This window comes from Aestuariirhabdus haliotis (genome assembly GCF_023509475.1).
Taxonomy (GTDB): domain Bacteria; phylum Pseudomonadota; class Gammaproteobacteria; order Pseudomonadales; family Aestuariirhabdaceae; genus Aestuariirhabdus; species Aestuariirhabdus haliotis.
This window is the reverse complement of sequence record NZ_JAKSDZ010000003.1, coordinates 239,502-252,718: the sequence shown is the minus strand read 5'-3', so window position 1 is coordinate 252,718 and position 13,217 is coordinate 239,502. Positions and strand designations below refer to the sequence as shown.

At 51.2% G+C, this 13,217-nt stretch carries 14 protein-coding genes; 7 read left to right on the top strand and 7 right to left on the bottom strand.

Annotated elements, in window-relative coordinates; translation table 11 throughout:
* Nucleotides 1–5: 5 nt before the first annotated feature.
* Together mnmA and MIB40_RS04460 are read right to left on the bottom strand one after the other, a co-directional pair.
* Nucleotides 6–1,136, bottom strand: a complete 1,131-nt coding sequence (mnmA, locus tag MIB40_RS04465) for a tRNA 2-thiouridine(34) synthase MnmA (protein WP_249691277.1) — start codon at nucleotides 1,134–1,136, stop codon at nucleotides 6–8.
* A gap of 41 nt (nucleotides 1,137–1,177) precedes the next feature.
* On the bottom strand, nucleotides 1,178–1,624 hold the full coding sequence (locus MIB40_RS04460) for an NUDIX hydrolase (protein ID WP_249691275.1): 447 nt from the start codon (nucleotides 1,622–1,624) through the stop codon (nucleotides 1,178–1,180).
* Nucleotides 1,625–1,766: 142 nt separating this feature from the next.
* Here MIB40_RS04460 and moaC point away from each other — a divergent pair, with 142 nt between their 5' ends.
* Nucleotides 1,767–2,258 (top strand): cyclic pyranopterin monophosphate synthase MoaC, encoded by a 492-nt coding sequence (moaC, locus tag MIB40_RS04455; RefSeq protein ID WP_249691273.1) that lies wholly within the window; start codon nucleotides 1,767–1,769, stop codon nucleotides 2,256–2,258.
* Entirely contained in the window at nucleotides 2,255–2,707 is a 453-nt protein-coding gene (gene moaE, locus MIB40_RS04450; protein WP_249691272.1) for a molybdopterin synthase catalytic subunit MoaE, read from the top strand. Before moaC ends, moaE begins: the two co-directional genes overlap by 4 nt.
* A 75-nt stretch (nucleotides 2,708–2,782) precedes the next feature.
* Here moaE and cspD read toward each other — a convergent pair whose 3' ends face one another.
* Nucleotides 2,783–3,058: a cold shock domain-containing protein CspD gene (gene cspD, locus MIB40_RS04445; protein WP_249691269.1), complete on the bottom strand. Its 276-nt coding sequence runs from the start codon at nucleotides 3,056–3,058 to the stop codon at nucleotides 2,783–2,785.
* 227 nt (nucleotides 3,059–3,285) lie between these two features.
* Between cspD and clpS the strand changes: the two genes are divergently transcribed.
* A complete protein-coding gene (gene clpS / locus MIB40_RS04440; protein ID WP_249691267.1) occupies nucleotides 3,286–3,636 on the top strand; it encodes an ATP-dependent Clp protease adapter ClpS in 351 nt (116 codons plus the stop codon).
* A gap of 20 nt (nucleotides 3,637–3,656) precedes the next feature.
* Complete coding sequence (clpA, locus tag MIB40_RS04435) at nucleotides 3,657–5,918, top strand: ATP-dependent Clp protease ATP-binding subunit ClpA (protein WP_249691265.1); 2,262 nt, start codon at nucleotides 3,657–3,659, stop codon at nucleotides 5,916–5,918.
* Nucleotides 5,919–5,960: 42 nt separating this feature from the next.
* On the opposite strand, the gene infA is transcribed toward clpA, so the two are convergent.
* From infA to trxB, 4 genes are all read right to left on the bottom strand, one after another.
* Nucleotides 5,961–6,179, bottom strand: a complete 219-nt coding sequence (gene infA, locus MIB40_RS04430) for a translation initiation factor IF-1 (RefSeq protein ID WP_027706826.1) — start codon at nucleotides 6,177–6,179, stop codon at nucleotides 5,961–5,963.
* A gap of 124 nt (nucleotides 6,180–6,303) precedes the next feature.
* Nucleotides 6,304–7,011 (bottom strand): arginyltransferase, encoded by a 708-nt coding sequence (locus MIB40_RS04425; RefSeq protein ID WP_249691263.1) that lies wholly within the window; start codon nucleotides 7,009–7,011, stop codon nucleotides 6,304–6,306.
* A 4-nt stretch (nucleotides 7,012–7,015) separates the two neighbouring features.
* Nucleotides 7,016–7,771, bottom strand: a complete 756-nt coding sequence (gene aat / locus MIB40_RS04420; protein ID WP_249691261.1) for a leucyl/phenylalanyl-tRNA--protein transferase — start codon at nucleotides 7,769–7,771, stop codon at nucleotides 7,016–7,018.
* A complete protein-coding gene (gene trxB, locus MIB40_RS04415; protein WP_249691259.1) occupies nucleotides 7,743–8,693 on the bottom strand; it encodes a thioredoxin-disulfide reductase in 951 nt (316 codons plus the stop codon). Before trxB ends, aat begins: the two co-directional genes overlap by 29 nt.
* Nucleotides 8,694–8,924: 231 nt before the next feature.
* Between trxB and MIB40_RS04410 the strand changes: the two genes are divergently transcribed.
* The 3 genes from MIB40_RS04410 to MIB40_RS04400 are packed head-to-tail and all read left to right on the top strand — an operon-like array spanning nucleotide 8,925 to nucleotide 13,216.
* A complete protein-coding gene (locus MIB40_RS04410; RefSeq protein ID WP_406566436.1) occupies nucleotides 8,925–11,246 on the top strand; it encodes a DNA translocase FtsK in 2,322 nt (773 codons plus the stop codon).
* 6 nt (nucleotides 11,247–11,252) lie between these two features.
* Nucleotides 11,253–11,888, top strand: coding sequence for an outer membrane lipoprotein chaperone LolA (gene lolA, locus MIB40_RS04405; RefSeq protein ID WP_249691257.1), 636 nt, complete (start codon nucleotides 11,253–11,255; stop codon nucleotides 11,886–11,888).
* On the top strand, nucleotides 11,888–13,216 hold the full coding sequence (locus tag MIB40_RS04400) for a replication-associated recombination protein A (RefSeq protein ID WP_249691255.1): 1,329 nt from the start codon (nucleotides 11,888–11,890) through the stop codon (nucleotides 13,214–13,216). Before lolA ends, MIB40_RS04400 begins: the two co-directional genes overlap by 1 nt.
* Nucleotide 13,217 lies beyond the last annotated feature (1 nt).

Genomic DNA, 13,217 nt, shown 5'->3' with positions numbered 1-13,217 from the left:
GGGGGTTATTCCTTGCTCGCTGAGGATAAAACTCGAATGGATTGATCACGGTGTTCAATAACGCCGCCACCCAAGCAGCAATCACCGTCGTAGAAGACAATGGACTGGCCCGGAGTGACGGCGCGTTGGGGGGCATCGAACTCAACTTTGAAGCTGTCTTCAGTAGTTGGCAGAAGGATGCAGTCCTGATCGGCCTGGCGGTAGCGCACCTTGGCTTTAAGTTTGGTCGGTAGTACCGGAGCCTGGCCGCTGATCCAGTGGATTTCGCTCAGGCTCAGTGAGTCCGAGAATAGAAGTGGGTGCTGGTTACCCTGAGCAGCGATTAAAACGTTGCGTCCAAGGTCTTTGTCGACCACATACCAAGGGGCTTCACCGGCCTCTTTGAGGCCGCCAATGCCCAGTCCCTGGCGTTGCCCGAGCGTATGGTACATTAGCCCGCTGTGCTGACCGATGACTTCACCCTCCGGGGTTTCAATATTGCCTGGCTGGGCAGGAATGTACTGCTTGAGGAAATCTTTGAAGCGCCTCTCCCCGATAAAGCAGATGCCGGTGCTATCTTTCTTGTTGTGAGTTACGAGATCGTGGGCTTCAGCGATCTCGCGCACTCGGGGTTTTTCCAATTCGCCAACGGGAAACAGGGTTTTGGCGATCTGCTCGGAACCTACAGCGTGCAGAAAGTAGCTTTGATCCTTGTTGTTATCGACTCCCTTGATGAGCTCGCTGTATCCTTCACGGTCACGGCGCCTTACGTAATGGCCGGTGGCAATGGCATCGGCACCCAGCAGCAAGGCATAGTCAAGGAATGCCTTGAATTTGATCTCACGGTTACAAAGGATATCGGGGTTGGGTGTACGGCCCGCGCGATATTCCTCGAGAAAGTGTTCAAATACGTTGTCCCAGTATTCGGCGGCGAAGTTGGCGCTGTGCAGTTTGATGCCGAGTTTGTCGCAGACTGTTTGAGCATCCTTAAGATCCTCTTTTGCGGTGCAGTATTCGGTGCCGTCATCTTCATCCCAGTTTTTCATAAACAGGCCTTCAACCTGATAGCCTTGCTGCTGTAGCAGCAGGGCGGAAACGGATGAATCGACGCCGCCGGACATGCCAACGATAACCTTGGTGTTCGCGTTACTGCTCATAGCACCTGCAAAATACTGTGGGAGGGGATGGGGCGGCTATTTTACCCATGCTCTTTTATAAGTGCCAATGGATAGCATGTTCCGTTCAGATAATCGTCCAGGCATCGCTTGACGAGCGGGCTGCGTAAGCGCCGATCGGGCTGCAGCAATGAGTCGAATGATAGCCAGTGAACGCCTGTGATATCGGTGTCTCGAACGGCATCTGTTCGATGCCTCACTGGATGTCCACAGTAACAATAACGATGATAGATTGTCTGGTTGTGAGGGGACTCATACACATAGATGCCGACCAGAAATTCTATGCTGACTTCCCAACAGGTTTCTTCGAGCACTTCCCTGAGTGTGGCCTCAATAAATGTTTCCCCAGGTTCCAGGTGGCCTGCCGGCTGATTGATGACCGGCTTCCCTTGATCTTCTTCTTCCACAAATAAAAACTTACCGTCGTCTTCAATGATGGCAGCTACGGTGATGTGCGGGGGCCATTCCATTCCATCCAATCCTCTGTCGAAATTGCAGGGCAGCGTAAGATGCTTGTCTTTTATCGGGCGTTTGATAGCCAGACTGTAAAGGTGTAAAACTAGCATTCATTTTGGCGTGTCCCCACCTTTATCAAGCAATGGATGAGAATTAATGAGTCAGCAACGTTTTACCCATCTGGATGACCAGGGCCACGCCCATATGGTCGATGTTACCGAAAAACAGATTACGCAGCGGGTTGCTGTTGCTGAATCCTGGGTGGCGCTCAATCAGGAAACCTTCGACTTGATCACCGGTGGGGAAATAGAAAAGGGTGACGTGTTAGCGACGGCTCGTATTGCCGGCATTCAGGCGGCTAAACGCTGCTCCGAATTGATTCCGCTTTGTCATCCACTGGCCTTGACCAAGGTGAAAGTCGAATTTGAGCTTTACCCGGAACAAAAACGAATTCGTGTCCAGGCGCTTTGCAAGTTAGCTGGAAGAACCGGGGTGGAAATGGAAGCGCTAACGGCCGCGTCCGTCGCTGCGCTGACCATCTACGATATGTGCAAGGCTGTAGATAAGGGCATCAATATTGAAAATACCCGTTTGTTGGAAAAGTCTGGTGGTAAATCCGGGCATTGGCAGGCGGCGGGGGGCGCATGATGAAGGTTGTTGTTCAGCAGGAGGACTTTAGCCTGCAAGAGGAAGTTGACTTGCTTCGTCAGGGTAATAGTTCGGTAGGTGCCATTGTCACATTTACCGGTGTGGTGCGTGACCTTAACCTGGATGCAGGGGTTTCAGCACTTGAGCTTGAGTGTTATCCGGCCATGGTGGAGAAGACGCTGAATACTATTCTGGAGCAAGCTGCTGAGCGTTGGCAGGTGATGGATGCGACGGTGATTCATCGCGTCGGTCGCCTCGCGGTGGAGGATCAGATCGTTTTTGTCGGCGTTACCAGTAAACACCGGGGTGATGCCTTTTCAGCTTGTGAATTTATTATGGATTTTCTTAAAACCGATGCGCCTTTCTGGAAGAAAGAGCACGCAGAAGATAGCGCACGCTGGCTCGATGCGCGGGTAAGCGACCAGGGAGCTAAAGAACGCTGGAAGTGATCGGCAGCTCATCGAAAAGGATCTATCGTGACAAAGAGACCCAAGGGCCTCTTTGAAATCGGAGTATCAGCAATATCAAGTCTCGCTAGATAGAACCTCTTCCTGGCTGCTAATGGTTTGCTCGGTTGTAGGTTCGCTGGCTGCCGGTTCCGTGGCGGTGATGTTTATGGCGTGAAGACCTTTTGGACCTTGCAGGATATCGAAATTAACATCCTGACCGGCCTTCAGGGTCTTGTAACCATCCATCTGGATGGATGAGTAATGAACGAAGAGATCTTCGTCGCTACCCTCCGGCAAAATAAAACCATACCCTTTGGCATTGTTAAACCACTTTACTTTACCAATAGGCATTCTATAAGTCCCTCTGCTTGTTGGTTTGTCAGGCCATATTTCCCTATTTTGCTCGCTCTCGACTCCATATAAAAAAGCGAACCCATGGCTCCACAAAATGTGGAATCACACCCAAGTGTTTAACAAGTGATCGATTCTGTCAAGAAGAGGGGCTGCCAATGGTAACGGAGTCGCTGTATTATTGCTGATTAAGCCATTTTTGACTGATTTTTGCGGGATGTTACGCAATGGGTAAAGTTTTTGATGTTCGTCTAACATTAGACAATGAGGATGGTCAGGAAGGTGATGGCAATTTGGCGGTAGCGCCAGCCAAGCCAAAACTGAAGCCACCACCACTGTACAGGGTTGTCCTCATGAATGATGACTACACACCGATGGATTTTGTAGTCGAAGTACTGGAGATCTTCTTTAACATGAATCGTGAGAAGGCGACTCAAGTCATGTTGACGGTTCATACTGAGGGTAAAGGAGTCTGTGGAATCTTTACGCGAGATATTGCGGAAACTAAAGCGGAGCAAGTGAATCAATACTCTAGAGAGTGCCAACATCCGCTGCAATGTAAGATCGAACGGGAATAACTACTCAGGAAGCCTGACTAATGCTGAATAAAGAGTTGGAAGTAACCCTCAACTTAGCGTTCAAAGATGCGCGCATGAAGCGCCACGAATTTATGACAGTGGAACATCTGCTGTTAGCGCTGCTGGATAACCAGGCGGCGCTGAATGTTTTGAATGCTTGTGGCGCCGATATGGAGCGCTTACGGAGGGATCTTACTGAATTTGTTGATTCAACCACGCCGCTTATTCCCAGTACCGATGATGAACGCGAAACGCAGCCCACTTTGGGCTTTCAGCGGGTACTTCAGCGGGCGGTTTTTCATGTTCAGAGCTCCGGTAAGCGTGAGGTCACCGGCGCCAACGTACTGGTTGCCATCTTTAGCGAACAGGAAAGCCAGGCTGTATATTTCCTTAAACAACAAAGCATTGCGCGCATCGATGTGGTCAATTATATTGCGCACGGCATATCTCGAGTGCAGGGAACGCACGAGCATGGTGATGCAGATCACCACGAAAGCGTTGAAGAGGATGCTACCCAGGAAGCAGGTACCAACCCTCTTGAGAATTTTGCTACAAATCTCAACGAACTGGCGCAGCAGGGTAAAATAGACCCGCTTGTTGGTCGTGATATGGAGCTGGAGCGAGTCTCCCAGATTCTAATTCGCCGTCGCAAAAACAACCCCCTGTTGGTTGGTGAGGCCGGGGTAGGTAAAACTGCCGTTGCGGAAGGTTTGGCAAAGCGAATTGTTGATGGTGAAGTGCCTGAGATTCTATCGGAAGCGACGGTGTTTTCTCTTGATCTCGGGGCGTTGTTGGCAGGTACTAAATATCGCGGTGATTTCGAAAAGCGTTTCAAGCAACTTCTGGGCGAGCTTGCTAAACGTGATCATGCCATTTTGTTTATTGATGAGATTCATACCATTATCGGTGCCGGCGCAGCATCTGGTGGGGTGATGGATGCTTCTAATCTGCTGAAGCCCTTGCTGACCACAGGAAATATTCGCTGCATTGGTTCAACGACCTTTCAGGAGTTTCGTGGCATTTTTGAAAAAGATCGGGCGCTGGCTCGTCGCTTTCAAAAAGTTGATGTCAACGAACCGTCGGTTCAGGACACTGTCGATATTCTGAAAGGGTTGAAGAGCCGGTTTGAAGAGCATCACCAGATCAAATACAAGAATGCGGCTTTGCAGGTCGCAGCGGAGCTGGCCGATCGTTATATCAATGATCGTCATATGCCTGATAAAGCGATTGATGTAATCGATGAGGCTGGTGCTTTCCAGCGTTTGCAGCCTGAGTCCAGGCGCCGTAAAACGATTGGTGTTGAAGAGGTTGAGTCGATTGTTGCCAAGATTGCGCGTATTCCACCCAAGAGTGTTTCTTCGTCCGATAAGGAGATTTTGGAGACCCTCGAGCGTAATTTAAAGTTGGTTGTCTTTGGTCAGGACGAGGCGATTTCCTCCCTCGCTACAGCTATCAAGCTGTCGAGAGCAGGGCTCAAAGCTCCGGAGAAGCCCGTTGGTTCCTTCCTCTTCTCTGGTCCAACCGGGGTTGGTAAAACCGAAGTCAGCCGGCAGCTTTCTGAAGGTTTGGGTATCGAGTTGATTCGGTTTGATATGTCCGAGTATATGGAACGCCATACCGTATCAAGATTGATTGGAGCGCCACCAGGCTATGTTGGATTTGATCAGGGTGGCTTGCTAACGGAGGCGATTAATAAAAACCCTCACTCGGTGTTGCTGCTTGATGAGATTGAAAAAGCGCATCCAGAAGTCTTCAACCTGCTTTTGCAGGTGATGGATCACGGCACCCTGACCGATAACAATGGGCGTAAGGCGGACTTTCGCAATGTTATCATCATTATGACAACCAATGCCGGGGCGGAGACTATTTCCCGTAGCTCGATCGGTTTTACAGAGCAGGATCATACCAGTGATGGTATGGAGGCTATCAAGAAGCTGTTCACCCCGGAATTCAGGAATCGACTCGACGGCATTATTCAATTTGGAGCGCTATCTACGGAAAGCATCAAACGTGTTGTTGATAAGTTTCTTATCGAATTGCAGGCGCAGCTGGATGATAAGAAGGTGCTTTTGGATGTCGATGAGTTGGCGCGCAACTGGTTAGCCGAACAGGGTTATGACAAGCTGATGGGTGCGAGACCGATGGCGCGAATCATCCAGGACAGTATCAAGCGGCCCTTGGCTGAGGAGATTCTGTTCGGGGATCTGGCAACGTCCGGTGGTACCGTTCACGTAACCATTGAAGATGGGAAGTTGGCCTTGAAAGCCGAAGCCGCTGCATAGCAGCGGCTTTTTCACTCTATTTGCTAAAAAGAGTGTATGCGCTTAGCGGGCGCGGTAAGTGATGCGTCCTTTGGATAAGTCGTAAGGAGTCAATTCAACGCGTACTTTGTCGCCGGTCAAAATTCGAATGTAGTTTTTACGCATTTTTCCTGAAATGTGCGCGGTGACCACGTGGCCATTTTCCAGCTCAACGCGGAACATGGTGTTGGGAAGCGTGTCGATGACAGTGCCTTCCATTTCAATAGAGTCTTCTTTTGCCATTCGGCATATTCCTCAAGCTGTTGATTCAGGACTCGCTGTTCAGGAGTCGGCATTAAAATCTGGCGCGTATGATGCCTTAATTGACACCCGAAATCAAAGGGTTGCGAGCCATGCTTGTAGAAGCTTAGCGAAGTTCCATCCATTGGTTGTCAATGAGGAGTTCCAGTGGCCGGTATTTGCCTTTGTAGCTCATTTTCTGGCACTGCTTTATCCAATACCCGAGGTATAGATAGGGAAGGTCGAGGTCTCGGCAAAATTCAATCTGTTTCAATATGCAGTAACTGCCCAGGCTATTGCGCGCGTAGTCGGGGTCAAAGTAGGTATAGATCGCTGAAAGCCCGTCGGTCAGGCGGTCAGTAATTGAAACGGCTACCAACTTTTCATCATCAAAAAATTCGTAGAGGTGGCAAAACTCCCAGCTACTGGTCAGGAAAGATTCGTATTGTTCCTGGGTTGGAGGGGACATATCGCCGTCGCCGTGACGACTATTGATATAGCGTTCGTAGAGCTGGTAGTGCTGCGGCTCGAAGCTGGCGGGGCGCATTTTATATTTCAGGTGCCGGTTTCGCTGGAGCACTCGTTTCTGACTTTTGCTAGGGATCGCGCGTGCGGCTGGAATTCGAATGGGTATGCAGGCTTGGCATTGACCGCAGTGAGGTCGGTAAAGGTGTTTGCCGCTTCGGCGGAAGCCAAAGTTGGATAACTGGCTGTAGAGTGAGTGGTCAATACGCTCTTCCGGGTCGAGAAAAAGCGTAGTTGCCTGTTGCTCGCTAAGGTAGCTGCAATCATGAGCCGGGGTTGTGTAAAAGCGCAATTCCTTTAGGTCGGACATGGGTTTATCCGTCGTATTGCCAGTTCAATTGCCAGCCTGAAGGCTTTGGTGTTGCTTCAGTGTCGCTGATCAGGGGCTGGAGTTGAAGCAGGAATTCATCTCTGGGCAGGTTGTATGCACCTAATGACGCCAAATGCGGGCTTTCCACCTGGCAGTCGACCAGCTCAAACCCTTGCTGGGCAAGTTGTCCGCACAGGTGAACCAGAGCCACTTTTGAGGCGTCGTTGGCCAGGCTGAACATAGATTCTCCAAAGAAAGCTTTGCCCATGGCAACACCGTAGAGTCCACCCACCAAGAGGTCTTGCTGCCAACATTCCACCGAGTGGGCATGTCCGTGTCGGTGAAGCTCGCAGTAAGCGTCGAGCATCTCAGGCGTTATCCATGTTTGTTCAGTGTAGCTTCTTGGTGCTGCACACTCCTGCATCACTCTTGCAAAGGCCTGATCCATGGTCACTTTGTAGACGTTTTTGCGCAATGTTTTACGCAGTGAGCGTGAGATATGTAATTCGTGGGGTTTGAGTATTAACCTGGGATCGGGGGACCACCATAGAATGGGTTCGCCCTGACTAAACCAGGGAAATATTCCTTTGCTGTAGGCGTCTAGAAGGGTTTCTGTTGTTAGGTTGCCCCCTGCTGCCAGAAGCCCGTTGGGTTCCGTCAGGGATTCGTCGGGCGATGGAAAGATGACCTTGTGTTCATCAAGCCAGGGCAGCAGAGGCATGGATGATGACTTATTCGTCGTCCAGGAAACGTTCGGCATCCAGGGCAGCCATGCAGCCGGTACCGGAGGATGTGATCGCCTGGCGATAGATGTGATCAGCGACGTCTCCAGCGGCAAACACGCCTGGAATCGTTGTTTGTGTCGCGTTGCCTTCGGTTCCGCTGTTCACCTTGAGAAAGCCGTCTTTCATCTCGAGTTGCCCTTCGAAAAGGTCGGTGTTGGGCTTGTGACCAATGGCGATAAATACGCCTGCGACATCCAGGTCTTTGGTTTCACCGCTTTCGGTGCTCTTGATGCGGGCACCGGTAACGCCGCTGTCATCGCCCAGAACTTCTTCTAGGGTATGATTCCATTCAAGCCGAATATTGCCGTTTTCAGCTTTCTCCAGCAGTTTATCCTGCAGGATCTTCTCGGAGCGAAGTTTGTCACGACGGTGGATGAGGGTAACCTCGGAAGCGATATTAGACAGGTACAAAGCCTCTTCAACCGCTGTATTACCGCCGCCGACAACGGCTACTTTCTGGTTTTTGTAGAAAAAACCGTCGCAGGTGGCACAAGCGCTAACGCCTTTGCCCATAAAAGCTTCTTCGGATGGCAGTCCCAGATAGAGGGCTGAGGCGCCTGTTGCAATGATTAACGCATCGCAGCTGTATTCGCCGCTGTCGCCAGTTAGTTTGAAGGGGCGTTCGTTCAAGTTGGCCGCGTTGATATGATCGTAGACGATCTCGGTATCGAAGCGCTCTGCGTGCTCGCGCATTCGCTCCATCAATTCTGGGCCCTGCAGTCCTTCAGCTCCAGAAGGCCAGTTGTCTACTTCGGTCGTTGTGGTGAGCTGTCCGCCAGGCTGAATTCCGGTAATCAGTACCGGGTTGAGGTTCGCTCGAGCAGCATAAACGGCGGCAGTGTAGCCGGCTGGGCCTGCGCCCAGGATGATCAGCCGTGCGTGTTTGGTCTCGTTCATGGAGGAATCCTATGTAGAAAATCTGGGGCAGCACAGTGCTGCTGGGGCGGTTATGATACGTAAGCTGTTAAAGGGGTTCAATCGGTTATCGAGCAGCGCACAGAATATGCAAAAAATTCGTTTAAATACCGAAGGTTATAGTCGATAGTGGGCCAAGTGAGTACAATAGGTGAACGGTCGGAACCAGTGTTTTCGATATGATAAGTACGCGGACGTTTCAGGATAGCGGATTTGAAAAACTCCAAGGCAGCGAAGCCAGCTTCAACAACCACATTAGGTCAGCAATTTTCCTTGCGCTTGCGAGAGGGGGGGCTGATCCTCTTGGTGGCGCTTTGTTTTTACATGCTCATGGCATTAAGCACGTACCATAGCAACGATCCTGGGTGGTCGAGTGCGGTCAGCCATGGTGAGATCCATAACGCGGCTGGTAGGAGTGGCGCCTGGTTCTCCGACCTGTTGTTTTCCCTGTTCGGTATTTTTGCTTATCTTTTTCCGTTGATTCTCTGTGTGAAAGCCTGGCAGTTGTTCCGCGGGCGACACAATCCATTCCGTTGGAAACCCTCCTTGCTGGCGCTGAGAACCACAGGATTAATTCTGACTCTGGTATCCGGCGCTGCGTTAGCCACTCTGCACTTCACTTCGATCAATAGCGCTTTACCCGAGTCTGCGGGCGGCATTCTAGGCGACATTGTGGCAAACGGTGCAACGGATAATCTCGGGCGTCCCGGCTTGACGCTGGTGTTGGTGAGTTTCTTCCTGATCGGCGTGACGGTCTTTACAGACCTTTCCTGGATAAAGCTGATGGACCGCACAGGTCGGTTAACCGTGCGTTTATTTGAAGTGTTGCAAAACCTTGTTCTGGATTGGAAAAAGCGTTTTTCTGCTCGGCGCGAAGTCAAGGCGATTGAGAAGGTTAAGCAAGAACGAAAAGTGGTTATTGCCCAGGAAGTGAAGAAGCAAAAGGCGCGGCCACCGGTCAAAATTGCCACCCCCGTTAAAAAAGTCGAAACCAGCAAGCGGGTGGTGAAAGAGCGGCAAACCAGCCTGTTTGATGAGCCTGTAAAAGGCGATTTACCCCCGCTGGCATTACTTGATCAAGCCGATAAGAGCGCCGTACATGGCTATTCTGCTGAATCTCTGGAGGGGATGTCCAAGCTGCTGGAGATTAAACTGAAAGACTTTGGCGTTATTGCCGAGGTGGTTGCGGTGCATCCGGGGCCGGTCATTACACGCTTTGAAATCCAACCGGCAGCGGGTGTCAAGGTCAGCAAAATAACCAATCTGGCCAAAGATCTTGCGAGATCGCTGGCGGTTATTAGTGTGCGAGTAGTTGAGGTGATTCCCGGAAAGTCAGTGGTGGGTATTGAAATCCCCAACGAAGACCGCAATACCGTGTATTTTTCTGAGGTGGTAGGCTCTTCAGCTTATGATGATGCAGTTTCACCTCTGAGCTTGGCCTTGGGGCACGATATTGCCGGTGATCCGGTGGTCGTAAACCTGGCCAAGATGCCGCACCTTCTGGTTGCCGGTACCACGGGGTCGGGTAAGTCGGTTGGTGTGAATGCCATGATTTTGAGCATGTTGTTAAAAGCCAATCCGGATGAAGTGCGCTTGATTATGGTTGATCCAAAAATGCTGGAGCTGTCTATTTATGACGGCATTCCGCATTTGTTATCGCCAGTGGTTACGGACATGAAAGATGCCGCTAACGCGTTGCGCTGGTGTGTGGCTGAGATGGAGCGTCGTTATAAACTGATGGCGGCCATGGGAGTAAGGAATGTTGCTGGCTTCAATCGCAAGATAAAAGACGCTGAAAAAGCCGGTGAACCGCTAACTGATCCTCTGTATGAGCCGCTTGGCGAAAGCGATGTTCCTCCCAACCTTGAAACCTTGCCCTTTATTGTCGTAGTGGTCGATGAATTTGCCGATATGATAATGATTGTCGGTAAGAAAGTTGAGGAGCTGATTGCTCGTATCGCGCAGAAAGCCCGGGCTGCCGGTATTCACCTTATTCTTGCAACCCAGCGCCCGTCGGTAGATGTGATCACTGGGTTGATCAAGGCCAACGTGCCGACACGTATTGCGTTTCAGGTGTCATCCAAGATTGACTCCCGCACCATTTTGGATCAGGGCGGTGCAGAGCAGTTGCTGGGGCACGGCGACATGCTCTACTTACCGCCAGGCAGTGGTGTCCCCATTCGGGTTCATGGTGCGTTCGTTTCGGATGAGGAAGTTCATCGCGTTGTTGATGACTGGAAAAAACGTGGGGAGCCTGACTTTGTCGATGAGATTCTTAATGGCGCTCCTACCGAGGGCGATGTCAGCCTGGGGGGGGGAGGAGACGCAGAAGATGTCGATGTGCTCTATGATCAGGCCGTTGCGTTTGTCACTGAAACGCGACGGGCATCGATCTCTTCGGTGCAACGTAAATACAAGATTGGTTATAACCGAGCAGCTCGCTTGATCGAAAGTATGGAAATGGCTGGTGTGGTCAGTGCCATGGGGTCTAACGGTAGCCGTGAAGTGTTGGCACCACCCCCACCAAGAGACTAATTAACGATGAGGTATGCAAACCTAATGCGTCTGTTACTGATAGTGCTGATGAGCTCCTGGTCTGCTTTTGTGGCGGCCGCCGATATCGATGATCTCAATAGTCTGCTGGCTAAAGCTACGAGTATTAATGCTCAATTCGAACAGCTGACGATGGACGCCAGCGGTGCTCGTGTGCAGGAATCCCAGGGGCAGTTAGTTGTTGAGCGACCAGATCGGTTTCGCTGGCAGGTGGCGACACCTTTTCCCCAGTTGGTGATATCCGATGGCAAAACGGTGTCAATTTACGATCCGGATCTGGAACAGCTTACTGTACAATCCCTCGATCCCAGAGCGGGGACGACACCTGCCTTGATTCTCAGTGGTAACAGCGAAGCCATCGAGCGTGACTTTTCAGTAAAGGCTCTGGCTCAAGACGGTGAAGTTACTCGTTTTCAACTTCAGCCACGAGCTCCAGATTCTCTCTTTGAAAGTCTGGAGTTGGAATTTGTGAACGACCATATTAGTGCCATGCAGTTGGTCGATTCCCTCGGCTCGCGCACTCGCATAGATTTTTCATCGGTTCAAACCAATATACCGATAGATGCTGAGCTATTTGAGATGAATGTGCCTGAGGGTACCGATATTATCGAAGATCTGCGCTAATGTCTGACCCCGATCTGTTCACGCAAGAGGGGTACCGGCCGCTCGCGGACCGGCTGCGGCCTCGAACACTGGACGAATACCTCGGGCAAGATCACTTATTGGCGGCCGGTAGGCCTTTACGATCAGCCCTTGAGAGAGGGGCTATCCACTCCATGGTGTTTTGGGGGCCGCCCGGTGTTGGCAAGACGACCTTGGCCCGCCTTATCTCCGCATATGTTAAGGCGCGTTTTGAAGTGGTCTCGGCGGTGCTGTCCGGAGTGAAAGAGATAAGAGCGGTTGTGGAGCGGGCCCAGCAGTATCGAGGGCAAACGAAAACCATTTTGCTTGTGGATGAAGTGCATCGCTTTAACAAGGCTCAGCAGGATGCTTTTCTGCCCTATGTTGAGGACGGTACCCTGATATTTATCGGGGCTACAACGGAAAATCCCTCTTTTGAATTAAACAATGCATTGCTTTCCCGGGCTCGAGTGTATTTGCTCAAACCGCTGGCTGAGGAGAGTTTACAATCGGTTGCATCGATTGCGTTGTCTGATACTGAGCGCGGCTTGGGTACTCGACAGCTTTCGATAGATGACACTGTGTTGTCATTAGTCTGTCGCTCCTGCGATGGTGATGCTCGGCGTTTGTTGAATCTGCTTGAGATCGCTTCCGATCTGGTTGAAGACCAGGGAGAGATCACCCGAGAGATCGTTGCTGAGGTACTCGGTGAGTCGGTGCGGCGATTTGATAAGGGCGGGGATCAGTTTTATGACCAGATTTCTGCGTTTCACAAATCGGTACGTGGGTCATCGCCTGATGGAGCCCTGTATTGGTTTGCTCGTATGCTCGATGGTGGCTGTGATCCCTTGTATGTAGCCCGTCGTTTGTTGGCCATTGCATCAGAAGACATAGGTAACGCAGATCCCAGGGCGATGCAGGTAGCCCTTAATGCCTGGGATGCATTTGAGCGCCTGGGGCCGGCTGAGGGTAATCGTGCAATTGCACAGGCGGCTGTTTATTGTGCCTGTGCACCCAAAAGTAATGCAGTCTACACGGCTTTCAAGGCGGCCTGCGCCGAAGTGGCTGCCGGGGCAACGGATGAAGTGCCTCACCACCTTCGCAATGCACCGACTTCATTAATGAAAGAGCTGGGTTATGGACAGGAGTACCGGTATGCTCACGATGAAGAGCATGGTTACGCCGCAGGCGAGAGGTATCTGCCTGAATCCATCGCAGAGAAACGTTTCTATACGCCGACGGATCGGGGGCTGGAGCGAAAAATTGGCGAAAAATTGCGCTTTTTACATGAGCTAGATGAACACAGTGAGCACCGAAGGGGGGCGGAGTGAT

Excerpts from the sequence above, each read along its gene's own strand:
- mnmA (WP_249691277.1), bottom strand. The coding sequence starts at position 1,136 with ATGAGCAGTAACGCGAACACCAAGGTTATCGTTGGCATGTCCGGCGGC.
- MIB40_RS04460 (WP_249691275.1), bottom strand. The coding sequence starts at position 1,624 with ATGGAATGGCCCCCGCACATCACCGTAGCTGCCATCATTGAAGACGAC.
- moaC (WP_249691273.1), top strand. The coding sequence starts at position 1,767 with ATGAGTCAGCAACGTTTTACCCATCTGGATGACCAGGGCCACGCCCAT.
- moaE (WP_249691272.1), top strand. The coding sequence starts at position 2,255 with ATGATGAAGGTTGTTGTTCAGCAGGAGGACTTTAGCCTGCAAGAGGAA.
- cspD (WP_249691269.1), bottom strand. The coding sequence starts at position 3,058 with ATGCCTATTGGTAAAGTAAAGTGGTTTAACAATGCCAAAGGGTATGGT.
- clpS (WP_249691267.1), top strand. The coding sequence starts at position 3,286 with ATGGGTAAAGTTTTTGATGTTCGTCTAACATTAGACAATGAGGATGGT.
- clpA (WP_249691265.1), top strand. The coding sequence starts at position 3,657 with ATGCTGAATAAAGAGTTGGAAGTAACCCTCAACTTAGCGTTCAAAGAT.
- infA (WP_027706826.1), bottom strand. The coding sequence starts at position 6,179 with ATGGCAAAAGAAGACTCTATTGAAATGGAAGGCACTGTCATCGACACG.
- MIB40_RS04425 (WP_249691263.1), bottom strand. The coding sequence starts at position 7,011 with ATGTCCGACCTAAAGGAATTGCGCTTTTACACAACCCCGGCTCATGAT.
- aat (WP_249691261.1), bottom strand. The coding sequence starts at position 7,771 with ATGCCGAACGTTTCCTGGACGACGAATAAGTCATCATCCATGCCTCTG.
- trxB (WP_249691259.1), bottom strand. The coding sequence starts at position 8,693 with ATGAACGAGACCAAACACGCACGGCTGATCATCCTGGGCGCAGGCCCA.
- lolA (WP_249691257.1), top strand. The coding sequence starts at position 11,253 with ATGAGGTATGCAAACCTAATGCGTCTGTTACTGATAGTGCTGATGAGC.
- MIB40_RS04400 (WP_249691255.1), top strand. The coding sequence starts at position 11,888 with ATGTCTGACCCCGATCTGTTCACGCAAGAGGGGTACCGGCCGCTCGCG.